Origin of the sequence: Janthinobacterium sp. 78 (assembly GCF_003096775.1) — a bacterium.
Taxonomy (GTDB): domain Bacteria; phylum Pseudomonadota; class Gammaproteobacteria; order Burkholderiales; family Burkholderiaceae_D; genus Janthinobacterium; species Janthinobacterium tructae.
On record NZ_QENT01000001.1, the window covers coordinates 2244963 to 2259537 of the forward strand.

The following is a 14575-nucleotide window of genomic DNA, read 5'->3' on the forward strand; positions in this document are numbered from 1 at the left end:
TACTGTGATCAAGGCTTTATGTGTGTACTGTGGCGCCAACGCGGGCGTCTCGCCCGACTATGCGGTGGCGGCGCGCGAACTGGCGCGCGTGCTGGTGGCGGAAAATATTTCACTGGTGTATGGCGGCGGCAAGGTCGGCCTGATGGGCGTGATCGCCGATGAAGTGCTGCGCCTGGGCGGCGAGGTGACGGGCGTGATTCCCACCCAGTTGGTTGAACGCGAAGTGGGCCACATGGGCTTGACGCGCCAGTTCATCGTGAAGGACATGCACGAGCGCAAGGCAATGATGGCCAGCCTGTCCGACGCCTTCATCGCCATGCCCGGCGGCTATGGCACCCTGGAAGAGCTGTTCGAGATGCTCACGTGGGCCCAGCTGGGCTTGCACGCCAAGCCCATTGGCTTGCTCAATGTCGACCGTTTCTATGATGGCTTGCTGGCGTTCGTGGATAACGGCAAGGAACAGGGCTTCATCCGCCCACAGCACGCAGCCTTCCTCAATGCCGACGCCGATCCCGCCGCGCTGCTGCAACGCCTGAAGGAATGCGCGCCCTAGGCCCTGGAAAGTGCTTGAGCGCCGCGCGTCACGACCAGAGGCGCTGGCCCGACAGGTCGAGCTGGGTCAGGTACAGGCGCACGTCGAATTCGTACTGGTGGTATTGCGGTTCCATATACGTGCACAGCTTGTAGAACGGCTTGTCATGTTGCTTTTCTTTTACATGCGCCAGTTCGTGCACGGCGATCATGCGCAGAAATTCCAGCGGCACTTCCTTGAACATGGTGGCCACGCGGATTTCATGCTTGGCCTTGAGCTTGCCGCCCTGCACGCGCGAGATCGAGGTATGCAAGCCCAGCGCATGCTGGATCACGTGGATCTTGCTGTCGAACGCCACTTTGTTGATGGGCTCGGCATTGCGCAGGAATTCATTCTTCAAGTCTTGCACGTACTGGTACAACGCCTTGTCGTTGCGCACATCATGCGCATTCGGGTAGCGTTTTAACAGCACTTCGCCCAGCTTGTCCTGCGCGATCAGTTGTTGCACTTGCGCTTGCGTTTGTTCGGAATAGGCGCTCAGGTATTTCAGGGATGGCTGCATGCGGGGAAGGGCGGGGCGCGAATGTGTCAGTAAGGCGAGAATGTACCATACCGCTGCGCCCCGCGCTGCGCCTGCCCCGGTACGGGGCTGCCAGGGCCGCCCCGTACCGTCGTCAAGCCGCGTGCCAGGCCAGCCAGGTCAGCCCTTGTCGTCTCCGTCCTTGTTGCCCTGCCGGCTAGCCTTCGACTGTTGCTCGGCGCTGCCGCCGCGTGCCGCCGTGCTGCCGCGGCTTTCATTGGCGCGCTGGGCCGATTGCCGGCTTTCGCCGCCCTTGCGGCCGATTTCCGCCATGTGTTCGCGGTTGCGGCTGACGGCTTCACCGCCTTTTTGTCCGGCCCGGCGTGCTTCTTCCGAGTCGAATTCATGCGCCGTGCCCTTTTGATGGGCTGCCTGACCGCCCTTGCTGGCAATTTCGCGTTGCTGCTCCTCGTTCATGGCGGCAAAGCCGCGCTTGCTCGTGCCTTTGCTGCTGCCCGGTTCGCCGGCTTTCTGGCTGCTGCCAGCACCTTTGCCCTGCTCATTACTGTTAGCCATGTCGCTCTCCTTGCTGTCGGGTGGGGTCACTGTTCAATGCGCCTGATCGGATTGCCTGCCGGTCTCGCGGCCGTGACCCGCGCCATCGCGGTGGCCCGAGGCATGCATTTTTTCGATCATGTCACGCTGGCGCTGCGTGGCTTTTTCCGTTTCTTCGGCCGTCTTGCGCACCACTTCATCGGCGAAGGCCACGGCCGTGCGGCTCGCTTCGGGCAGGTGGTTCTCTGCCGTGCGGTTCATCTCGACATTGGCGTTGGCGACCAGGTTGCCGAGTTGCTGCTGGTACTGGCGCAGCTTGTCGCTGCCCGGCTGCAACTGGGCCGCGGCCAGCGACATGAACTCGCCCGTGTCGCGCGCAGACAGCAGTTGCTGGCTGGCGTTGCTCCATTCCTGCAGCAAGTCTTGCGCCAGCCGCAGATGCAGCTCGCTCAGTTGCTGCGCCGTATCGAACAGCTTGCGCGATAGTTCTGTGGCGAAATTGCACTGGGCCTTCAGGTGGGACTTCAGGGCGGGGCTGAGACTGGGGGGGATACTGTTGGTGAACATGTTCTACCTCAATGAAAATCTGGTCCGAGAAACACCCGGTGTGCCGGATGCGACGTGTGCTGAAACAAGCAAAGAGATAGACGCCGGACGGCGTGCCAGGTTCCACGCCAGGTGCCGGTTTTGCGCGAGAATGGTGCCTGGTCGCCTGAAAAAAGCGATGACTTTGTGCCAGATCAAAGGAACGTCAATCAGCTTGCCGCTGCGGGCAGCCATGCTGCTTGTGTGGAAAATGCAGGTTTACAAGCCCGGCCGTGCGACAATAGCCGGCTCGCGGCAGCGCAGCCGATGGCCGGCGCGCGTGGCTGAGCCGAGCATAGCCCACCTTTTTTGCCTTATTCCGCGACCATGACGCATCCCGAATACATCCTGACCCTGTCCTGCCTGGACCAGCGCGGCATCGTGCACCGCGTGTCCGGCTTCCTGGCCGAACACGGCTGCAACATCCTCGATTCCGCCCAGTTCGGCGACCAGGAATCCCAGCTGTTCTTCATGCGCGTGCATTTCGCGCTGGAAGACGGCGCCGTCAGCGACGCCCAGTTGCGCAGCGACTTCGCCGAGCTGTCGCAAGTCATGCAGCTCAATGGCCAATTCCATGGCCAATTGCACGATGCGCGCGTCAAGCCGCGCGTCATGCTGATGGTGTCGAAGATCGGCCATTGCCTGAACGATTTGCTGTTCCGCTACAAGAGCGGCTTGCTGAACGTGGAAATCCCCGCCATCGTCTCGAACCACATGGAGTTCTACCAGCTGGCGGCCAGCTACAATATTCCCTTCCACCACCTGCCGTTGGCGGCCGGCGCGCCGGAAGCGGCCAAGCTGGCGCAGGAAGCGAAGATCATCGAGCTGATGGACACGCACAAGATCGACCTGGTGGTGCTGGCGCGCTACATGCAAATCCTCTCGCCCGGCCTGTGCCAGGCGCTCGACGGCCGCGCCATCAATATTCACCATTCCTTCCTGCCCAGCTTCAAGGGCGCCAAGCCGTATGCGCAGGCGCACCACCGCGGCGTCAAGCTGATCGGTGCGACGGCCCATTTCGTCACGGGCGACCTCGATGAAGGCCCGATCATCGAGCAGGATGTCGAGCGCGTCGACCATGCGATGGATGCCGAGACCCTGACGGCCATCGGCCGCGACGTCGAGTGCGTGGTGCTGGCGCGCGCCGTGAAATGGTTCGTCGAGCACCGCATCCTGAAAAATGGCGACAAGACCGTGGTTTTCCGCTGATACCGACTTCACTATTCACATTACCGAGACAGAAATACGATGGCCCTTAAAGCAACAATTTTCAAAGCCGATCTGCAGATCGCCGACATGGACCGCAATTACTACCAGGATCACGCGCTGACCCTGGCGCGCCACCCGTCCGAAACGGATGAGCGCATGATGGTGCGCCTGCTGGCGTTCGCCATCCACGCCGACGAGGCGCTGACCTTCACCAAGGGTTTGTTCGACACGGAAGAGCCCGACCTGTGGCAGAAAGACTTGACGGGCGCCATCCAGTTGTGGATCGAAGTGGGCCAGCCCGACGAAAAGCGCATCCTGAAGGCCTGCGGGCGTTCGGAGCAGGTCATCGTCTATAGCTATGGCGCAACCAGCCACATCTGGTGGAAGCAGATCGCGAACAAGCTGGAACGGGCGAAGAACTTGACCGTGATCAACCTGCCATCCGACGCGGCGCAAGACATGAGCAAGCTGGCGCAGCGCAACATGCAGCTGCAATGCACGATCCAGGATGGCCAGATCTGGCTGACCGACAGCGTCAACACGGTCTTGATCGAGCGCGAACCGGTGAAGCCGGCGCGCTGATGTTGACGGTTTGAAACGCAAAAAGCCCGGATCGCTCCGGGCTTTTGTCATTGCGGGCGCTTAATTCGGCGCAGCGCCCAGGCGCTTGATGCTGCTCGAGCGCTGCATGCTGCGGCTGATGCGCGGGTCGCCGTAGTAGCTCACTTCGCCCGAGCCGCCGATGCTGATGCTCAAGTCATCCTTGGCCCATACTTGCGCCTCGCCCGAGCCGCCGATGCTCACCTGCACCTCGCGCGCGGCCAGGCGGCTCGCCTGGATATTGCCCGAGCCGCCGATCGACGCCGTCAGCTGCTCCGTCTTGCCGCTGGCCTTGAAGTTGCCGCTGCCGCCGATGGCGATAGCCACCGCGCGGCTGTCGAGGTCGCGCGCATCGATGGAGCCGGAACCGCCCACGTCGAAGCGCAGTTTCTCGGCGCGCAAGCCCGTCGCCGTGATGCTGCCAGAGCCTCCCACGCTGATGCGTTCCACCTGGCGCGCCTGGATGACGATGGTCAGGCTGCTCTGGCGGAAAAACGTATTGCGCCTGGCGGGGCGGATGCGCAGGGTGCCGTTTTCCACCACCGTCTCGACCAGCGGCAGGATATTGTCGTCAGCCTCGATGGTGATGCTATCCGTGTTGCCAATACGCAGCTCGACCGTGCCCGGCACATTCAGCGCCACGCCATGGAAGCTGCCCACTTCGCGCGTCTGTTTTTGCAGCTTGCCGCTGCCCTGGATGCTGTTGCCGGAGATCCAGTCGAGCGGCGACGCCAGCGCCGGCGCGGCCGGTATGGCCAGGGCGCAGACTGCCAGCAGCAGGGCGGTAGCGACGCTGGCATGGCGCGGATGGAAAAGTGGCTGTGTCATTCTTGCTCCCTGTTTTGAATTGGACTGCCTGCATGGTATGCCAGCGGGCCACGCCTGCGCAGCGCCCTGCGACAGACTGCGCCAGCGGCGGCATGGAATGCAGGAAGATGCGACAGGATGGCATGAGGTATCATGCCGGTATTGGACATACGACGAGCGGTACGCGCCGCTCACACTACTGGAATTACATGCTGATCATCACCATCAAACAGGGCAAGGAAAAGAGCTTGCTGGGCCAATCGTGGATTTACGCGTCCGCGATTGAAAAAGTCGAAGGCAAGCCGCAGGAAAAAATGAAGCCCGGCTCGACGGCCATCGTGCAGAGTTCTTCGAAGCAGTTCATCGCCCGCGCCGCCTACAATTCGAAGTCGCAGATCCGCGCGCGCATCTGGAGCTTCAAGGAAGACGAACCGGTCGACCACGCGCTGATCAAGCGCAGGGTCAAGGCCGCCATTGAGAAAAAGCTGCCAGCCATCAAGAAGGCTGGCGAGAACCAGCTGCTGACCCTGATCAAGGGTGAAGACGAGGGCTTGCCCGGTCTGGTGGTGCAGCTGTTTGGCGGCGTGCAAGGCTATCTGATCTGCGAATTCAACGCCGGTGGCGTCGACGCTTGGAAAGTGGCCATCGTGCAATCGCTGATGGCGTCCACCGGCTGCGTCAACGTGTACGAGCGCTGCGACGACCTGATGCGCAAGGGCGAAGGATTGCCCCTGATCGACGGCGCCCTGGCCGGCGAAGAGCCGCCCGATGAAGTCATGCTGACGGACAATGGCGTGCGCTATGCGCTGGATCTGAAGACGGGACATAAAAGCAAGTTCCGTTGAGAACGGTTGTTTGACTTGAAAAACCGGCGCGAGCCGGTTTTTTTATGGGTAACCCGCGCACCACTGGGGTCGGACCCTCAGGGTCCGACCCCGGCTGTAGCCGGGCTTAGGGGGGTGATTGAGGGCTACTCCAGCGGCACGCTGCGGTACTTGTTCACTTCCAGGGCCGACACCGCCGGTGCATCATTGCCCCACGAAGCGCGCAGATACGTGACCACGGCTGCCACCTCGGCGTCATCCATGACGGGGCCGAACGGCGGCATGCCGTAGGGACGCGGGTTGCCGGTGGTCCCCGGTGCAAAGCCGCCGTTGAGCACGAGGCGGATGGCGTTGACGGCCGAGTCCGTCGTCAGCGCGCGGTTGCCGGCCAGCGGCGGGTAGCCGGGTGGCACGCCCTTGCCGTCGGCCTGGTGGCAGCTCGCGCATTGCGCTTCATACAGTTTCGCGCCCAGCGCCAGTTGCTGCCGAGCTTGCTCCGAAGTCTCGCGCGGCGCCTTTTTCGCCGCTTGCGCGGGGCCGGGCAAGCTTTTCAGGTACACGGCCATCGCCTGCACGTCGGTGCTGCCCATGTGCTGCAAGCTTTGCCGCACGACTTCCGCCATGGGGCCGAAGACGGTGGCGCGCGGCGAGACGCCCGTTTGCAGCAATTCCACGATATGCGCCGTGTCCCAGTCACCCAGGCCCGCTTCCGCGTCCGACGTCAGCGAGGGCGCATACCAGCCCAGCACGGGGATCAGGCCGCCCGACAGGCCGTCGTCGCTGCCGCCCAGGGTGGTGCGGCTGCTATGGCAGGCGCTGCAGTGGCCCAGGCCCTGCACCAGGTAGGCGCCGCGGTTCCACTCCATGCTTTTGCTGGTGAGCGGCTGGTATACGCCCGGCTTGAAATACAGCGCGCGCCAGGCGGCCAGCGCGATCTGCTGGTTGTAGGGGAAACGCAGCGCGTGCGGCGCGTTCGCCTGCTTGTGCGGCGGCACGCTCTGGAAATATGCGTACAGGGCGTCGCTGTCTTCGCGCTGCACCTTGGTGTAGCTGGTGTAGGGAAAGGCCGGATACAGCAGCCGGCCATCTTTCGACTTGCCGTTGTGGATGGCGCGCCAGAAATCGTCTGCCGTCCAGCTGCCGATGCCCGTTTCCCTGTCGGCCGTGAGGTTGGGCGAGAGCACCTTGCCGAACGGCGTCTGCAAGGCCCGTCCGCCCGCGTAGGGCACGCCGCCGCGCGTCGTGTGGCAGGCCATGCAATCGCCCGCCTTGGCCAGGTAGGCGCCGCGCGCGACCAGCTGTTGCTGGCTCAGGGTGCTGGCAACGGCGGGCGGGCCGATGTCGTCGTCCGGGTACAGCAGGAACTTGGCGCTGCCGCCGGCGATCAGCACCAGGCCGGCCGCGATCATCCATTTCTTCATGGCGCCACCTGCGCGGTAGAGCCTGGCACGCCGCCGCAGTGCAGCGGCAAGGGCAGGGCGATGCCGCTGGCGGGACGCGCGTCGGCGCTGGCCACCTGCGTGCCCAGCCAGGCCGAGACGGCGCCCACGTCCGCGTCCGACAGGCGCTGCGCCACTTGCGCCATGCAGTCGGGTGCATGGGCGCGGCGGATGCCGTTCTTCCAGGCGCCCAGTTGGGCGTTGATGTAGTCGCGCGGCAAGCCCAGCAAGCCGGGGATGGCGGGCGCCACGCCGGCCAGTTTCTCGCCATGGCAGGCGATGCAGGCGGGAATCTTTTTCCCACTGTCGCCGTGCAGCACCAGTTGCTTGCCCCGCGCCAGGGCTGTCGCACCGGCGCTGCTGGGCTGGGCTGGCGGCGGGGCAGGGTGCTGCGCCGCAAAATACTCGGCGATTTCACGCAGGTAATCGTCCGGCAAGTGCTCGACCATGTAGTTCATCATCGGATACTGGCGCCTTCCCTCGCGGAAATTGAGCAGCTGGTGGTACAGGTAGCCGGCCGGCTTGCCGGCGATGCGGGGAAAGAAGGCGTCGTGGCGTTCCTTCGGCGCATGGCAGGCCGTGCACGCCTTGATGCGCTGTTCCAGGCTGTCGTGGCCGGCTGGCACGCTGGCCGGTGCGGCCAGCGCCATGCCGGGCAAGGCGCAAGCCAGGGCCAGCACCAGCACAAGGGGGGAATGCAGTAGCATGGAGAGTTGCATGGAAAAGTAACCTGTCTCGTCGGTCGATATGGCGTGCCGGTGTTGCTGCCCGGATGTTGTTACCCTAGCATATAACGGGCGCTGTCACTGTGACAGGATCAGTTGTGCAATAAAAATACGGATCAGTTTGAGGAGCAGGATTGAAACGCTATGAAGAATTGGCGGAAGAAGTCGCCGCCATGATCAGCACGCAGCTGTTGCTGCCTGGTGACAAGTTGCCTTCCGTGCGCCAGCAGCATGCGCGCAGGGGCGTGAGCCCGTCGACGGTGTTCCAGGCGTATTATTTGCTCGAAGCGCGCGGCATGATCGTCTCGCGGCCCCGCTCCGGCTATTACGTGGCGCCGCAGCGCGCCGCGCTGGCCCCAGAGCCGGACAGCTCGCGCCCGCTCGACGCCAGCACCACCGTCGATGTCAGCGACCTGGTCTTCGAGGTGCTGGGCGCCGTCGGCGTGCGCGATATCGTGCCCTTCGGCTCGGCGTTTCCCAGTCCGCATCTGTTCCCGATGGAACGGCTGGCGCGGGCCGTGTCGGCCAGCATGCGCCGCCTCGACCCGTGGAGCACGGTCACGGATTTATCCCTGGGCAATGCGGAATTGCGCCGCCAGATCGCGCTGCGCTATCAGCTCGACGGCGTGCCCGTTTCCAGCGACGACATCGTCATCACGAATGGCGCGCTGGAAGCGCTGAACCTATGCCTGCAAGCCGTCACGCGGCCCGGCGACACGGTGCTGATCGAGTCGCCCAGCTTTTATGCCTGCCTGCAGGCGCTGGAGCGGCTGGAACTCAAGGCCGTCGAGATCGCCACCAGTCCGCGCGACGGCGTCGACCTGGCGGCACTGGAAGAGTTGCTGCAGCGCCACCAGCCCAAGGCGTGCTGGCTGATGACGAGTTTCCAGAATCCCCTGGGCAGCCTGATGCCGCCGGAAAAGAAACGCGCACTGGTGGAACTGCTGGCGCGCCATGGCGTGCCGCTGATCGAGGATGATGTGTATGGCGAGCTGTATTTCGGCAAGCAGCGCCCCGGCCTGACGAAAAGCCATGACAGCGCGGGTCTGGTCATGCATTGCAGTTCGTTCTCGAAGACGCTGGCGCCCGGTTTCCGCCTGGGCTGGGCAGTGGCGGGCCGCTACGCGCGCCAGGTCGAGCGTTTGAAACTGACCACCAGCCTGTCGGCGCCGATACCGCTGCAGATGGCGTTGGCCGATTACCTGATGCACGGTGGCTACGACCGCCATTTGCGCCAGCTGCGGCTGACCCTGGCGGCGCAGCAAAACACCATGCTGCAAGCCATCGCCGTGCATTTTCCGCCCGGCACACGGGTGACGCGGCCGCAGGGCGGCTATTTCGTCTGGGTCGAGATGCCCGTAGGCGTCGATGCGCTGGCCTTGCACCGCAGCGCGCTGGCGGCCGGCATCAGCATCGCGCCCGGCCCCATCTTTTCCGCCACGCGCGCGTTTCGCCATTGCATCCGCCTCAATTACGGCCACCCGTGGAGCCCGCAGCTGGAAGACGCCATCGCCACGCTGGGGCGGCTGGCGCTGGCGGCGGCAAGCGGCGCGTGAAAAAAAGTCCCTTGCGGCAGCAAGTGTTTCATTCCAAAAAGAAATATTGCTGTTATATTGGTGTATCTATAACTAATGATGGGAATGATAATGGATAACACGCAGCCCGAAGTGGGGCGTACGCAAGATACGACGCTGGCCATTTTGTCCCACGTTGGCGGCTTGTTCACCAGCTGGGTGGCGCCGCTGATCATTTATTTGATCAAGAAGGATGATGCGGATAAATTTTCGGCCGAGAACGCCCGCGAAGCGCTGAATTTCCAGATCACCCTGATCATCTGGTATTTCGCCTGCTTCATCCTGTCGTTCGTGCTGATTGGCCTGTTCCTGTTCTGGGTGGTGGCGCTGGCCAACCTGGTGTGCTCGATCGTCGCGGCCGTCAAGGCCAGCAATGGCATCACTTACCGTTATCCCTTGACCTTGCGCCTCGTCAAATAAGCTTGCGCCGGCCGCCGGGTTTCATCCCGGACGGCCGGGCAGTATCAGGAATGTCGCAAAGTCGGGCGCCACCGTGCTGGTGGCGCCTGTTTCGTGCGACCACAGCACAACCACCGGTTCACCGCTCGGCCCCGTTTGCGCATAGTCAAAGCAGTAATAGTCGCCAGTGCCGAACTGGGCAAAGGGTAGCAGGGTACTCGCATCGTTGCCGCCATCCACATTCTCCAGCCATTCCTGCCAGCTCGTGTTGTAGTGGCGCGCGATCGATTCCCACGTCTTGCGCGCATTCGCTTCATCGTAGACGGGAAACACGCTCAAGGCGCCCAGCGCGCGGCCATTGTTGACCAATAACCATTGCACGTAGGACGCGGGCAGCGTTCGCCCCAGCGCCTGTTCGGCGGCGGCGATCGCTGCCTGGCTGGTGCCGATGGACTTGTTCTTGCTCATGCTGCAGGATGGCGCGCCGGCTCAGGCGGCGATAGGCGGCGGGACAGGTGGCGTGCTGGCGCGCGGGGCTTTTTGCGGTGTGACTTTACCGCCATCGGCGATCCAGCGGCGGTACACGCGCAGGGCCACTTGCGCATCGTCGGCCGCGTACAGGATCTGCTTTTCCGTCAGGCGCGAGGTGGCCCAGTTGGTGGTGGAGATTTTTTTCGATTTCTGCAGGTGCAGGCCGAAGAACTTGGCCACTGCCGTCTTCGCGCCCAGGTCGTTGCGCTGGCCGCCGCGCAGGGCGACGGACAGGTCGAGCACCTGAGCTGGAACAATGCCCAGTTTGTTGCGCAGGCGCTTGACGTCGTCGGACAGGCCAAAGCCCACCTTCAGGGTGGTGCTCGATTCGAGGATGGCTTTCAGTTCGGCCAGGGCCGGCGCCGGCGTGCTGCCCACCTGGAACAGGTAGGCGATGTCGTCGGTGGCCAGCTGGATCAGGTGCGGTCCCGTGGAGGACTCGCCCTTGACAAACGTCGGCTTCGATTCCGTATCGAAGCCGATGGCGTCGGCCGCCAGCAGGGCGGCCATGGCTGCTTTTGCATCGTCACTGGTGCGTACCAGCTTGACGTGCTCGAGTGCAATGCCTTGATACGGGGGCAGTGGCGGTGCGGCAGCTGTGTCCATGAAACCGGATCAGCCTTTGCGCGAGAATTTCGCGGTCAGCTGATTCAGTTTTTCCAGGCGCAAACGGTTCGCTTCTTCGGCGGCGGCCGCGTCGCGTTCGGCTTTCTTGCGCTCGGCTTCTTTCTTGAAGCGCTGCTGCAATACTTGCGTGGCGTGGTCGCGGTGGGTTTGCGTCACTTCCGCGCCGGCAGTGCCGTCGAGGTCGTAGCGGATCTTGGCTTTTTCCATCATGCGCAGGTAGCGCAGCGAACCCGTGTGGATGCCCAGCGCCGTGCGCATCAGCTTGCGGTCCAGGTCCGGCAGGCGCGCCAGGATCTGCTTGTCGATACCGATCGACAAGGGCAGGCAATCGCGGAATGGCGGGAATTGCTCCTGGAACTGCTTGAGCAGCGCGCGCGCGGTCAGGCCGGCAGGTGCCGGCGTGGTCGCCGCTGCGGCCGGTGCTGCCGCAGGGGCTGCATCGACTGGCGTGTCAGGAGTGGTGGCTTGCTGGTCTGGCGTGGAGCTGGTCATCGACATCATTGGTTGGGCTATAAAAGGGGAGCATAGCACGCGCCACAGGCAAGTGCATTGTCTTTTTTGGCAACTTGCGCACAGATAAGCGGGGCGGTACTACAGTGCATGCAGCGCGAAATGCGGGAAATGTGTATAATGTCGGCTTGCGCTGATGACTGGACCCCGTATTTGACGGTCTGGCTCAGGTGTGCAGGGGATAGGAGCAGTGCGGTGCAGGGCCATCATTATTGGTATTTTTGATATCAGATATTTTGCTTATCAATTATCCAGATAACTGGCCTTCGTGCATAATCTTGCTCTCCGCTGTGTCTTCACTGAACAACAATAGATTCAAGCCCGTTCTGGTACGGGCTTTTTTTCATTCCGCAATGTACATCGCTTATTTATCTGATCCGGCTTCGGCCCCGCCGCCCTCGTTACGGGATGCGCGGGCTTTGAGCGCCCTGATAAGAAGGCGCCGCTGCCGTTAACGGCAGCCGCAACAATACGCTCCATCGAGTCCGGTTTCGCAGGCTTAGGTGGAATCATTCACTTCGCGCCGACACCATCTGGTCTCGCATTAAGAGATATCTCATGAAGAATACGCCAAAAACTTTAACGTTGTCCGCCAAGGCGCCACGCCCAGCCGCGGCACCACTTGCCGTACCCAAAACGACTTTATCTTACTTCATCGATAATGCGCAAGCGAATCCGGAAGCGACCGTCACGACGGCGCCCACCGTCGTCACCGTGGTGAAGAAAAGCCGCTCGCGCCTGGCCGCCGTGCCACCGGCCGATGCGGCTGTGGAAGCGGCCGTCAGCGCCCCGGCTGCCGAGGCTGTTGCCGACGTGGCCGAGGCCGCCGAAGCCGCACCGGTCAAGACGCCAAGCGTGAAGATCGCCCCCGGCGCCAAGGCCCCGGCCGCGCCGCGCAAGATCAGCGAAAGCGCCGCCACGAACAAGGTGGTGACGGCAGCCCGTTCGAAAGTCGTGCGCGCCAAGCCTGAAGTGGCGCCCGTGACCATCATCACCGGCGCGCAAGTGGTCAGCAAGACCACCGACGCCGATGCCCTGGCCGCCATCGATACCTCGAATTACTTCTTGCCGACCGTCAAGGTACCAGGCCGCCGTGGCCGCAAGCCAAGCGAATTCACGCCGGAAAACGATGAAGTGGCAGCACTCAACGCTGTCGAGCGCGCCGAATTGAAGGCCGTGTCGAAAGCGCGCGACCGCAAGGCCAAGGGCGGCCTGGCCGATGCACTGGGCGATCCGGAAGCCTCGGCAGCGGACCTGGAACGCCGCCGCAAGCAGATCACGGGCTTGATCAACATGGGCAAGGAACGCGGTTTCCTCACCTATGCCGAGATCAATGACCAATTGCCGGAAAACATCATCGATCCGGAAGCGATCGAAGGCATCATCGCCACCTTCAACGACATGGGCATCGCCGTCTACGAGCGCGCCCCTGACGCGGAAAGCCTGTTGTTGACTGACAACGTCGCCACCGTCACCAGCGACGATGAAGTGGAAGCGGCTGCCGCGACCGCCCTGTCGACGGTCGACTCCGACTTCGGCCGCACCACCGACCCCGTGCGCATGTACATGCGTGAAATGGGCGCCGTGGCGCTGCTGACGCGCGAAGGCGAGATCGAGATCGCCAAGCGCATCGAAGGCGGCCTGAAAGACATGATCCAGGCGATTTCCGCCTGCCCCACCACCATCGGCGAAATCGTTGCGCTGTCGCAAAAAATCGCGCGCGACGAAATCAAGGTCGATGAAGTGGTCGACGGCTTTGTCGACTTGAACGAAAGCAACGCACCTGCGCCTGCCGCTGCCCCCGCGCCCGCTGCCGCCAGCGGTGACGACGAGGAAGAGGAAGAAGAAGCCGAGGAAGAAGATGGCGACGCCAATGGCGGCGCGGCCGGTTTCTCCAGCGAGCAGCTGGCGCAGCTGAAAAAGAATGCGTTGGAGAAATTCAACGTCATTTCGACGCAGTACGAGAAGATGCGCAAGGCGCCCGAGGGTTACAACTCGAAAGCCTACGTCAAGGCGCAGGAAGCCATTTCGCAGGAATTGCTGGGCATTCGCTTCACGGCCAAGGTCGTCGAAAAGCTGTGCGATACCCTGCGCGGCCAGATGGAAGAGGTGCGCCACATCGAGCGCGCCGTGCTGGAACTGTGCGTGAACAAATGCGGCATGCCACGCGCCCACTTCATCAAGGTGTTCCCGGGCAATGAATGCGACCTGGAATGGGTCGACCGCGAAGTCGATTGCAAGTATCCGTACAGCGCCATCCTCAGCCGCAACGTGCCTGCCGTCAAGGAACTGCAAAAGAAGATGATCGACCTGCAAGCGCGCGTGGCCCTGCCGCTGGCTGACTTGCGCAAGATCAACAAGCAGATGGCTGCCGGCGAAAAGCGTGCGCGTCACGCAAAACGCGAAATGACGGTCGCCAACTTGCGTCTGGTCATTTCGATCGCCAAGAAATACATCAACCGCGGCTTGCAATTCCTCGACCTGATCCAGGAAGGCAACATCGGCTTGCTGAAGGCGGTCGATAAATTCGAATACCGCCGCGGCTACAAGTTCTCGACCTACGCCACCTGGTGGATCCGCCAGGCGATCACGCGTTCGATCGCCGACATGGCCCGCACCATCCGCGTGCCTGTGCACATGATCGAAACGATCAACAAGATGAACCGCATCTCGCGCCAGATCATGCAGGAAACGGGCAGCGAACCGGATCTGGCGACCCTGGCCGTCAAGATGGAAATGCCGGAAAACAAGGTACGCGAGATCATGAAGATCGCGAAAGAGCCGATTTCCATGGAAACGCCGATGGGCGAAGATGGCGATTCGCAACTGGGCGACTTCATCGAAGACAACACCACCCTGGCACCGCTGGACGCCGCACTGCATGCGTCGATGCGCAACGTGATCAAGGAAGTGCTCGATTCGCTGACGCCGCGCGAAGCGAAAGTGCTGCGCATGCGTTACGGCGTGGAAATGTCGAACGACCACACGCTGGAAGAAGTGGGCAAGCAGTTCGACGTGACGCGCGAGCGCATCCGCCAGATCGAGGCGAAAGCCATGAGCAAGCTGCGCCAGCCTTCGCGTTCGGACAAACTCAAGACTTTCCTCACGCAAAACTAAGCGTAGGGCAAGTACACAAAA

The 14575-nt window shown here is 62.6% G+C and carries 16 protein-coding genes; 7 read left to right on the forward strand and 9 right to left on the reverse strand.

What is annotated here, in order from left to right; translation table 11 throughout:
• Positions 1-7 precede the first annotated feature (7 nt).
• Positions 8-553, forward strand: coding sequence for a TIGR00730 family Rossman fold protein (locus C8C92_RS10095; RefSeq protein WP_165829580.1), 546 nt, complete (start codon positions 8-10; stop codon positions 551-553).
• A 28-nt stretch (positions 554-581) separates the two neighbouring features.
• Here the strand turns inward: C8C92_RS10095 and C8C92_RS10100 are convergent, their stop codons facing one another.
• The 3 genes from C8C92_RS10100 to C8C92_RS10110 all read right to left on the reverse strand — a co-directional run bounded on the left by C8C92_RS10100 (position 582) and on the right by C8C92_RS10110 (position 2174).
• The gene (locus tag C8C92_RS10100; protein WP_071078582.1) at positions 582-1094 is read right to left on the reverse strand and encodes a YgjP-like metallopeptidase domain-containing protein; all 513 of its coding nucleotides are present in this window, start codon (positions 1092-1094) and stop codon (positions 582-584) included.
• Positions 1095-1232: 138 nt separating this feature from the next.
• Positions 1233-1628: a KGG domain-containing protein gene (locus C8C92_RS10105; RefSeq protein WP_099759993.1), complete on the reverse strand. Its 396-nt coding sequence runs from the start codon at positions 1626-1628 to the stop codon at positions 1233-1235.
• Between the two features lie 33 nt (positions 1629-1661).
• Positions 1662-2174: a phasin family protein gene (locus tag C8C92_RS10110; RefSeq protein ID WP_116743698.1), complete on the reverse strand. Its 513-nt coding sequence runs from the start codon at positions 2172-2174 to the stop codon at positions 1662-1664.
• 345 nt (positions 2175-2519) lie between these two features.
• Between C8C92_RS10110 and purU the strand changes: the two genes are divergently transcribed.
• The gene (gene purU, locus C8C92_RS10115; RefSeq protein ID WP_116743699.1) at positions 2520-3401 is read left to right on the forward strand and encodes a formyltetrahydrofolate deformylase; all 882 of its coding nucleotides are present in this window, start codon (positions 2520-2522) and stop codon (positions 3399-3401) included.
• A gap of 39 nt (positions 3402-3440) precedes the next feature.
• Positions 3441-3983 carry a YaeQ family protein gene (locus C8C92_RS10120; RefSeq protein WP_099759990.1) on the forward strand — a complete coding sequence of 181 codons (543 nt, stop codon included), beginning with the start codon at positions 3441-3443 and terminating at the stop codon, positions 3981-3983.
• Positions 3984-4043: 60 nt separating this feature from the next.
• Here the strand turns inward: C8C92_RS10120 and C8C92_RS10125 are convergent, their stop codons facing one another.
• Positions 4044-4829: a head GIN domain-containing protein gene (locus C8C92_RS10125; protein WP_116743700.1), complete on the reverse strand. Its 786-nt coding sequence runs from the start codon at positions 4827-4829 to the stop codon at positions 4044-4046.
• Positions 4830-5017: 188 nt separating this feature from the next.
• Here C8C92_RS10125 and C8C92_RS10130 point away from each other — a divergent pair, with 188 nt between their 5' ends.
• Positions 5018-5653, forward strand: coding sequence for an SAM-dependent methyltransferase (locus C8C92_RS10130; RefSeq protein ID WP_070224987.1), 636 nt, complete (start codon positions 5018-5020; stop codon positions 5651-5653).
• A 125-nt stretch (positions 5654-5778) separates the two neighbouring features.
• Here C8C92_RS10130 and C8C92_RS10135 read toward each other — a convergent pair whose 3' ends face one another.
• Positions 5779-7053 (reverse strand): cytochrome c, encoded by a 1275-nt coding sequence (locus tag C8C92_RS10135; protein WP_116743701.1) that lies wholly within the window; start codon positions 7051-7053, stop codon positions 5779-5781.
• On the reverse strand, positions 7050-7778 hold the full coding sequence (locus tag C8C92_RS10140; protein WP_116743702.1) for a c-type cytochrome: 729 nt from the start codon (positions 7776-7778) through the stop codon (positions 7050-7052). Before C8C92_RS10140 ends, C8C92_RS10135 begins: the two co-directional genes overlap by 4 nt.
• Positions 7779-7930: 152 nt before the next feature.
• Between C8C92_RS10140 and C8C92_RS10145 the strand changes: the two genes are divergently transcribed.
• Both C8C92_RS10145 and C8C92_RS10150 read left to right on the forward strand, forming a co-directional pair.
• Entirely contained in the window at positions 7931-9352 is a 1422-nt protein-coding gene (locus C8C92_RS10145) for a PLP-dependent aminotransferase family protein (protein ID WP_116743703.1), read from the forward strand.
• Between the two features lie 90 nt (positions 9353-9442).
• Positions 9443-9790: a DUF4870 domain-containing protein gene (locus C8C92_RS10150; RefSeq protein WP_205704538.1), complete on the forward strand. Its 348-nt coding sequence runs from the start codon at positions 9443-9445 to the stop codon at positions 9788-9790.
• Positions 9791-9811: 21 nt separating this feature from the next.
• Here C8C92_RS10150 and C8C92_RS10155 read toward each other — a convergent pair whose 3' ends face one another.
• The 3 genes from C8C92_RS10155 to C8C92_RS10165 are packed head-to-tail and all read right to left on the reverse strand — an operon-like array spanning position 9812 to position 11419.
• Entirely contained in the window at positions 9812-10237 is a 426-nt protein-coding gene (locus C8C92_RS10155) for an SMI1/KNR4 family protein (protein WP_116743704.1), read from the reverse strand.
• 21 nt (positions 10238-10258) lie between these two features.
• Complete coding sequence (locus C8C92_RS10160) at positions 10259-10906, reverse strand: 3'-5' exonuclease (RefSeq protein ID WP_099759982.1); 648 nt, start codon at positions 10904-10906, stop codon at positions 10259-10261.
• A 9-nt stretch (positions 10907-10915) separates the two neighbouring features.
• Positions 10916-11419 carry a ProQ/FINO family protein gene (locus C8C92_RS10165; protein ID WP_165829359.1) on the reverse strand — a complete coding sequence of 168 codons (504 nt, stop codon included), beginning with the start codon at positions 11417-11419 and terminating at the stop codon, positions 10916-10918.
• Between the two features lie 576 nt (positions 11420-11995).
• Here C8C92_RS10165 and rpoD point away from each other — a divergent pair.
• A complete protein-coding gene (gene rpoD / locus C8C92_RS10170; protein ID WP_116743705.1) occupies positions 11996-14554 on the forward strand; it encodes an RNA polymerase sigma factor RpoD in 2559 nt (852 codons plus the stop codon).
• Positions 14555-14575 lie beyond the last annotated feature (21 nt).

Coding starts and splice junctions, on each gene's coding strand:
- C8C92_RS10125 (WP_116743700.1), bottom strand. CDS start 4,829: ATGACACAGCCACTTTTCCATCCGCGCCATGCCAGCGTCGCTACCGCC.
- C8C92_RS10140 (WP_116743702.1), bottom strand. CDS start 7,778: ATGCTACTGCATTCCCCCCTTGTGCTGGTGCTGGCCCTGGCTTGCGCC.
- C8C92_RS10160 (WP_099759982.1), bottom strand. CDS start 10,906: ATGGACACAGCTGCCGCACCGCCACTGCCCCCGTATCAAGGCATTGCA.
- C8C92_RS10110 (WP_116743698.1), bottom strand. CDS start 2,174: ATGTTCACCAACAGTATCCCCCCCAGTCTCAGCCCCGCCCTGAAGTCC.
- C8C92_RS10120 (WP_099759990.1), top strand. CDS start 3,441: ATGGCCCTTAAAGCAACAATTTTCAAAGCCGATCTGCAGATCGCCGAC.
- C8C92_RS10100 (WP_071078582.1), bottom strand. CDS start 1,094: ATGCAGCCATCCCTGAAATACCTGAGCGCCTATTCCGAACAAACGCAA.
- C8C92_RS10165 (WP_165829359.1), bottom strand. CDS start 11,419: ATGACCAGCTCCACGCCAGACCAGCAAGCCACCACTCCTGACACGCCA.
- C8C92_RS10155 (WP_116743704.1), bottom strand. CDS start 10,237: ATGAGCAAGAACAAGTCCATCGGCACCAGCCAGGCAGCGATCGCCGCC.
- C8C92_RS10150 (WP_205704538.1), top strand. CDS start 9,443: ATGGATAACACGCAGCCCGAAGTGGGGCGTACGCAAGATACGACGCTG.
- C8C92_RS10105 (WP_099759993.1), bottom strand. CDS start 1,628: ATGGCTAACAGTAATGAGCAGGGCAAAGGTGCTGGCAGCAGCCAGAAA.
- purU (WP_116743699.1), top strand. CDS start 2,520: ATGACGCATCCCGAATACATCCTGACCCTGTCCTGCCTGGACCAGCGC.
- C8C92_RS10135 (WP_116743701.1), bottom strand. CDS start 7,053: ATGAAGAAATGGATGATCGCGGCCGGCCTGGTGCTGATCGCCGGCGGC.
- rpoD (WP_116743705.1), top strand. CDS start 11,996: ATGAAGAATACGCCAAAAACTTTAACGTTGTCCGCCAAGGCGCCACGC.
- C8C92_RS10130 (WP_070224987.1), top strand. CDS start 5,018: ATGCTGATCATCACCATCAAACAGGGCAAGGAAAAGAGCTTGCTGGGC.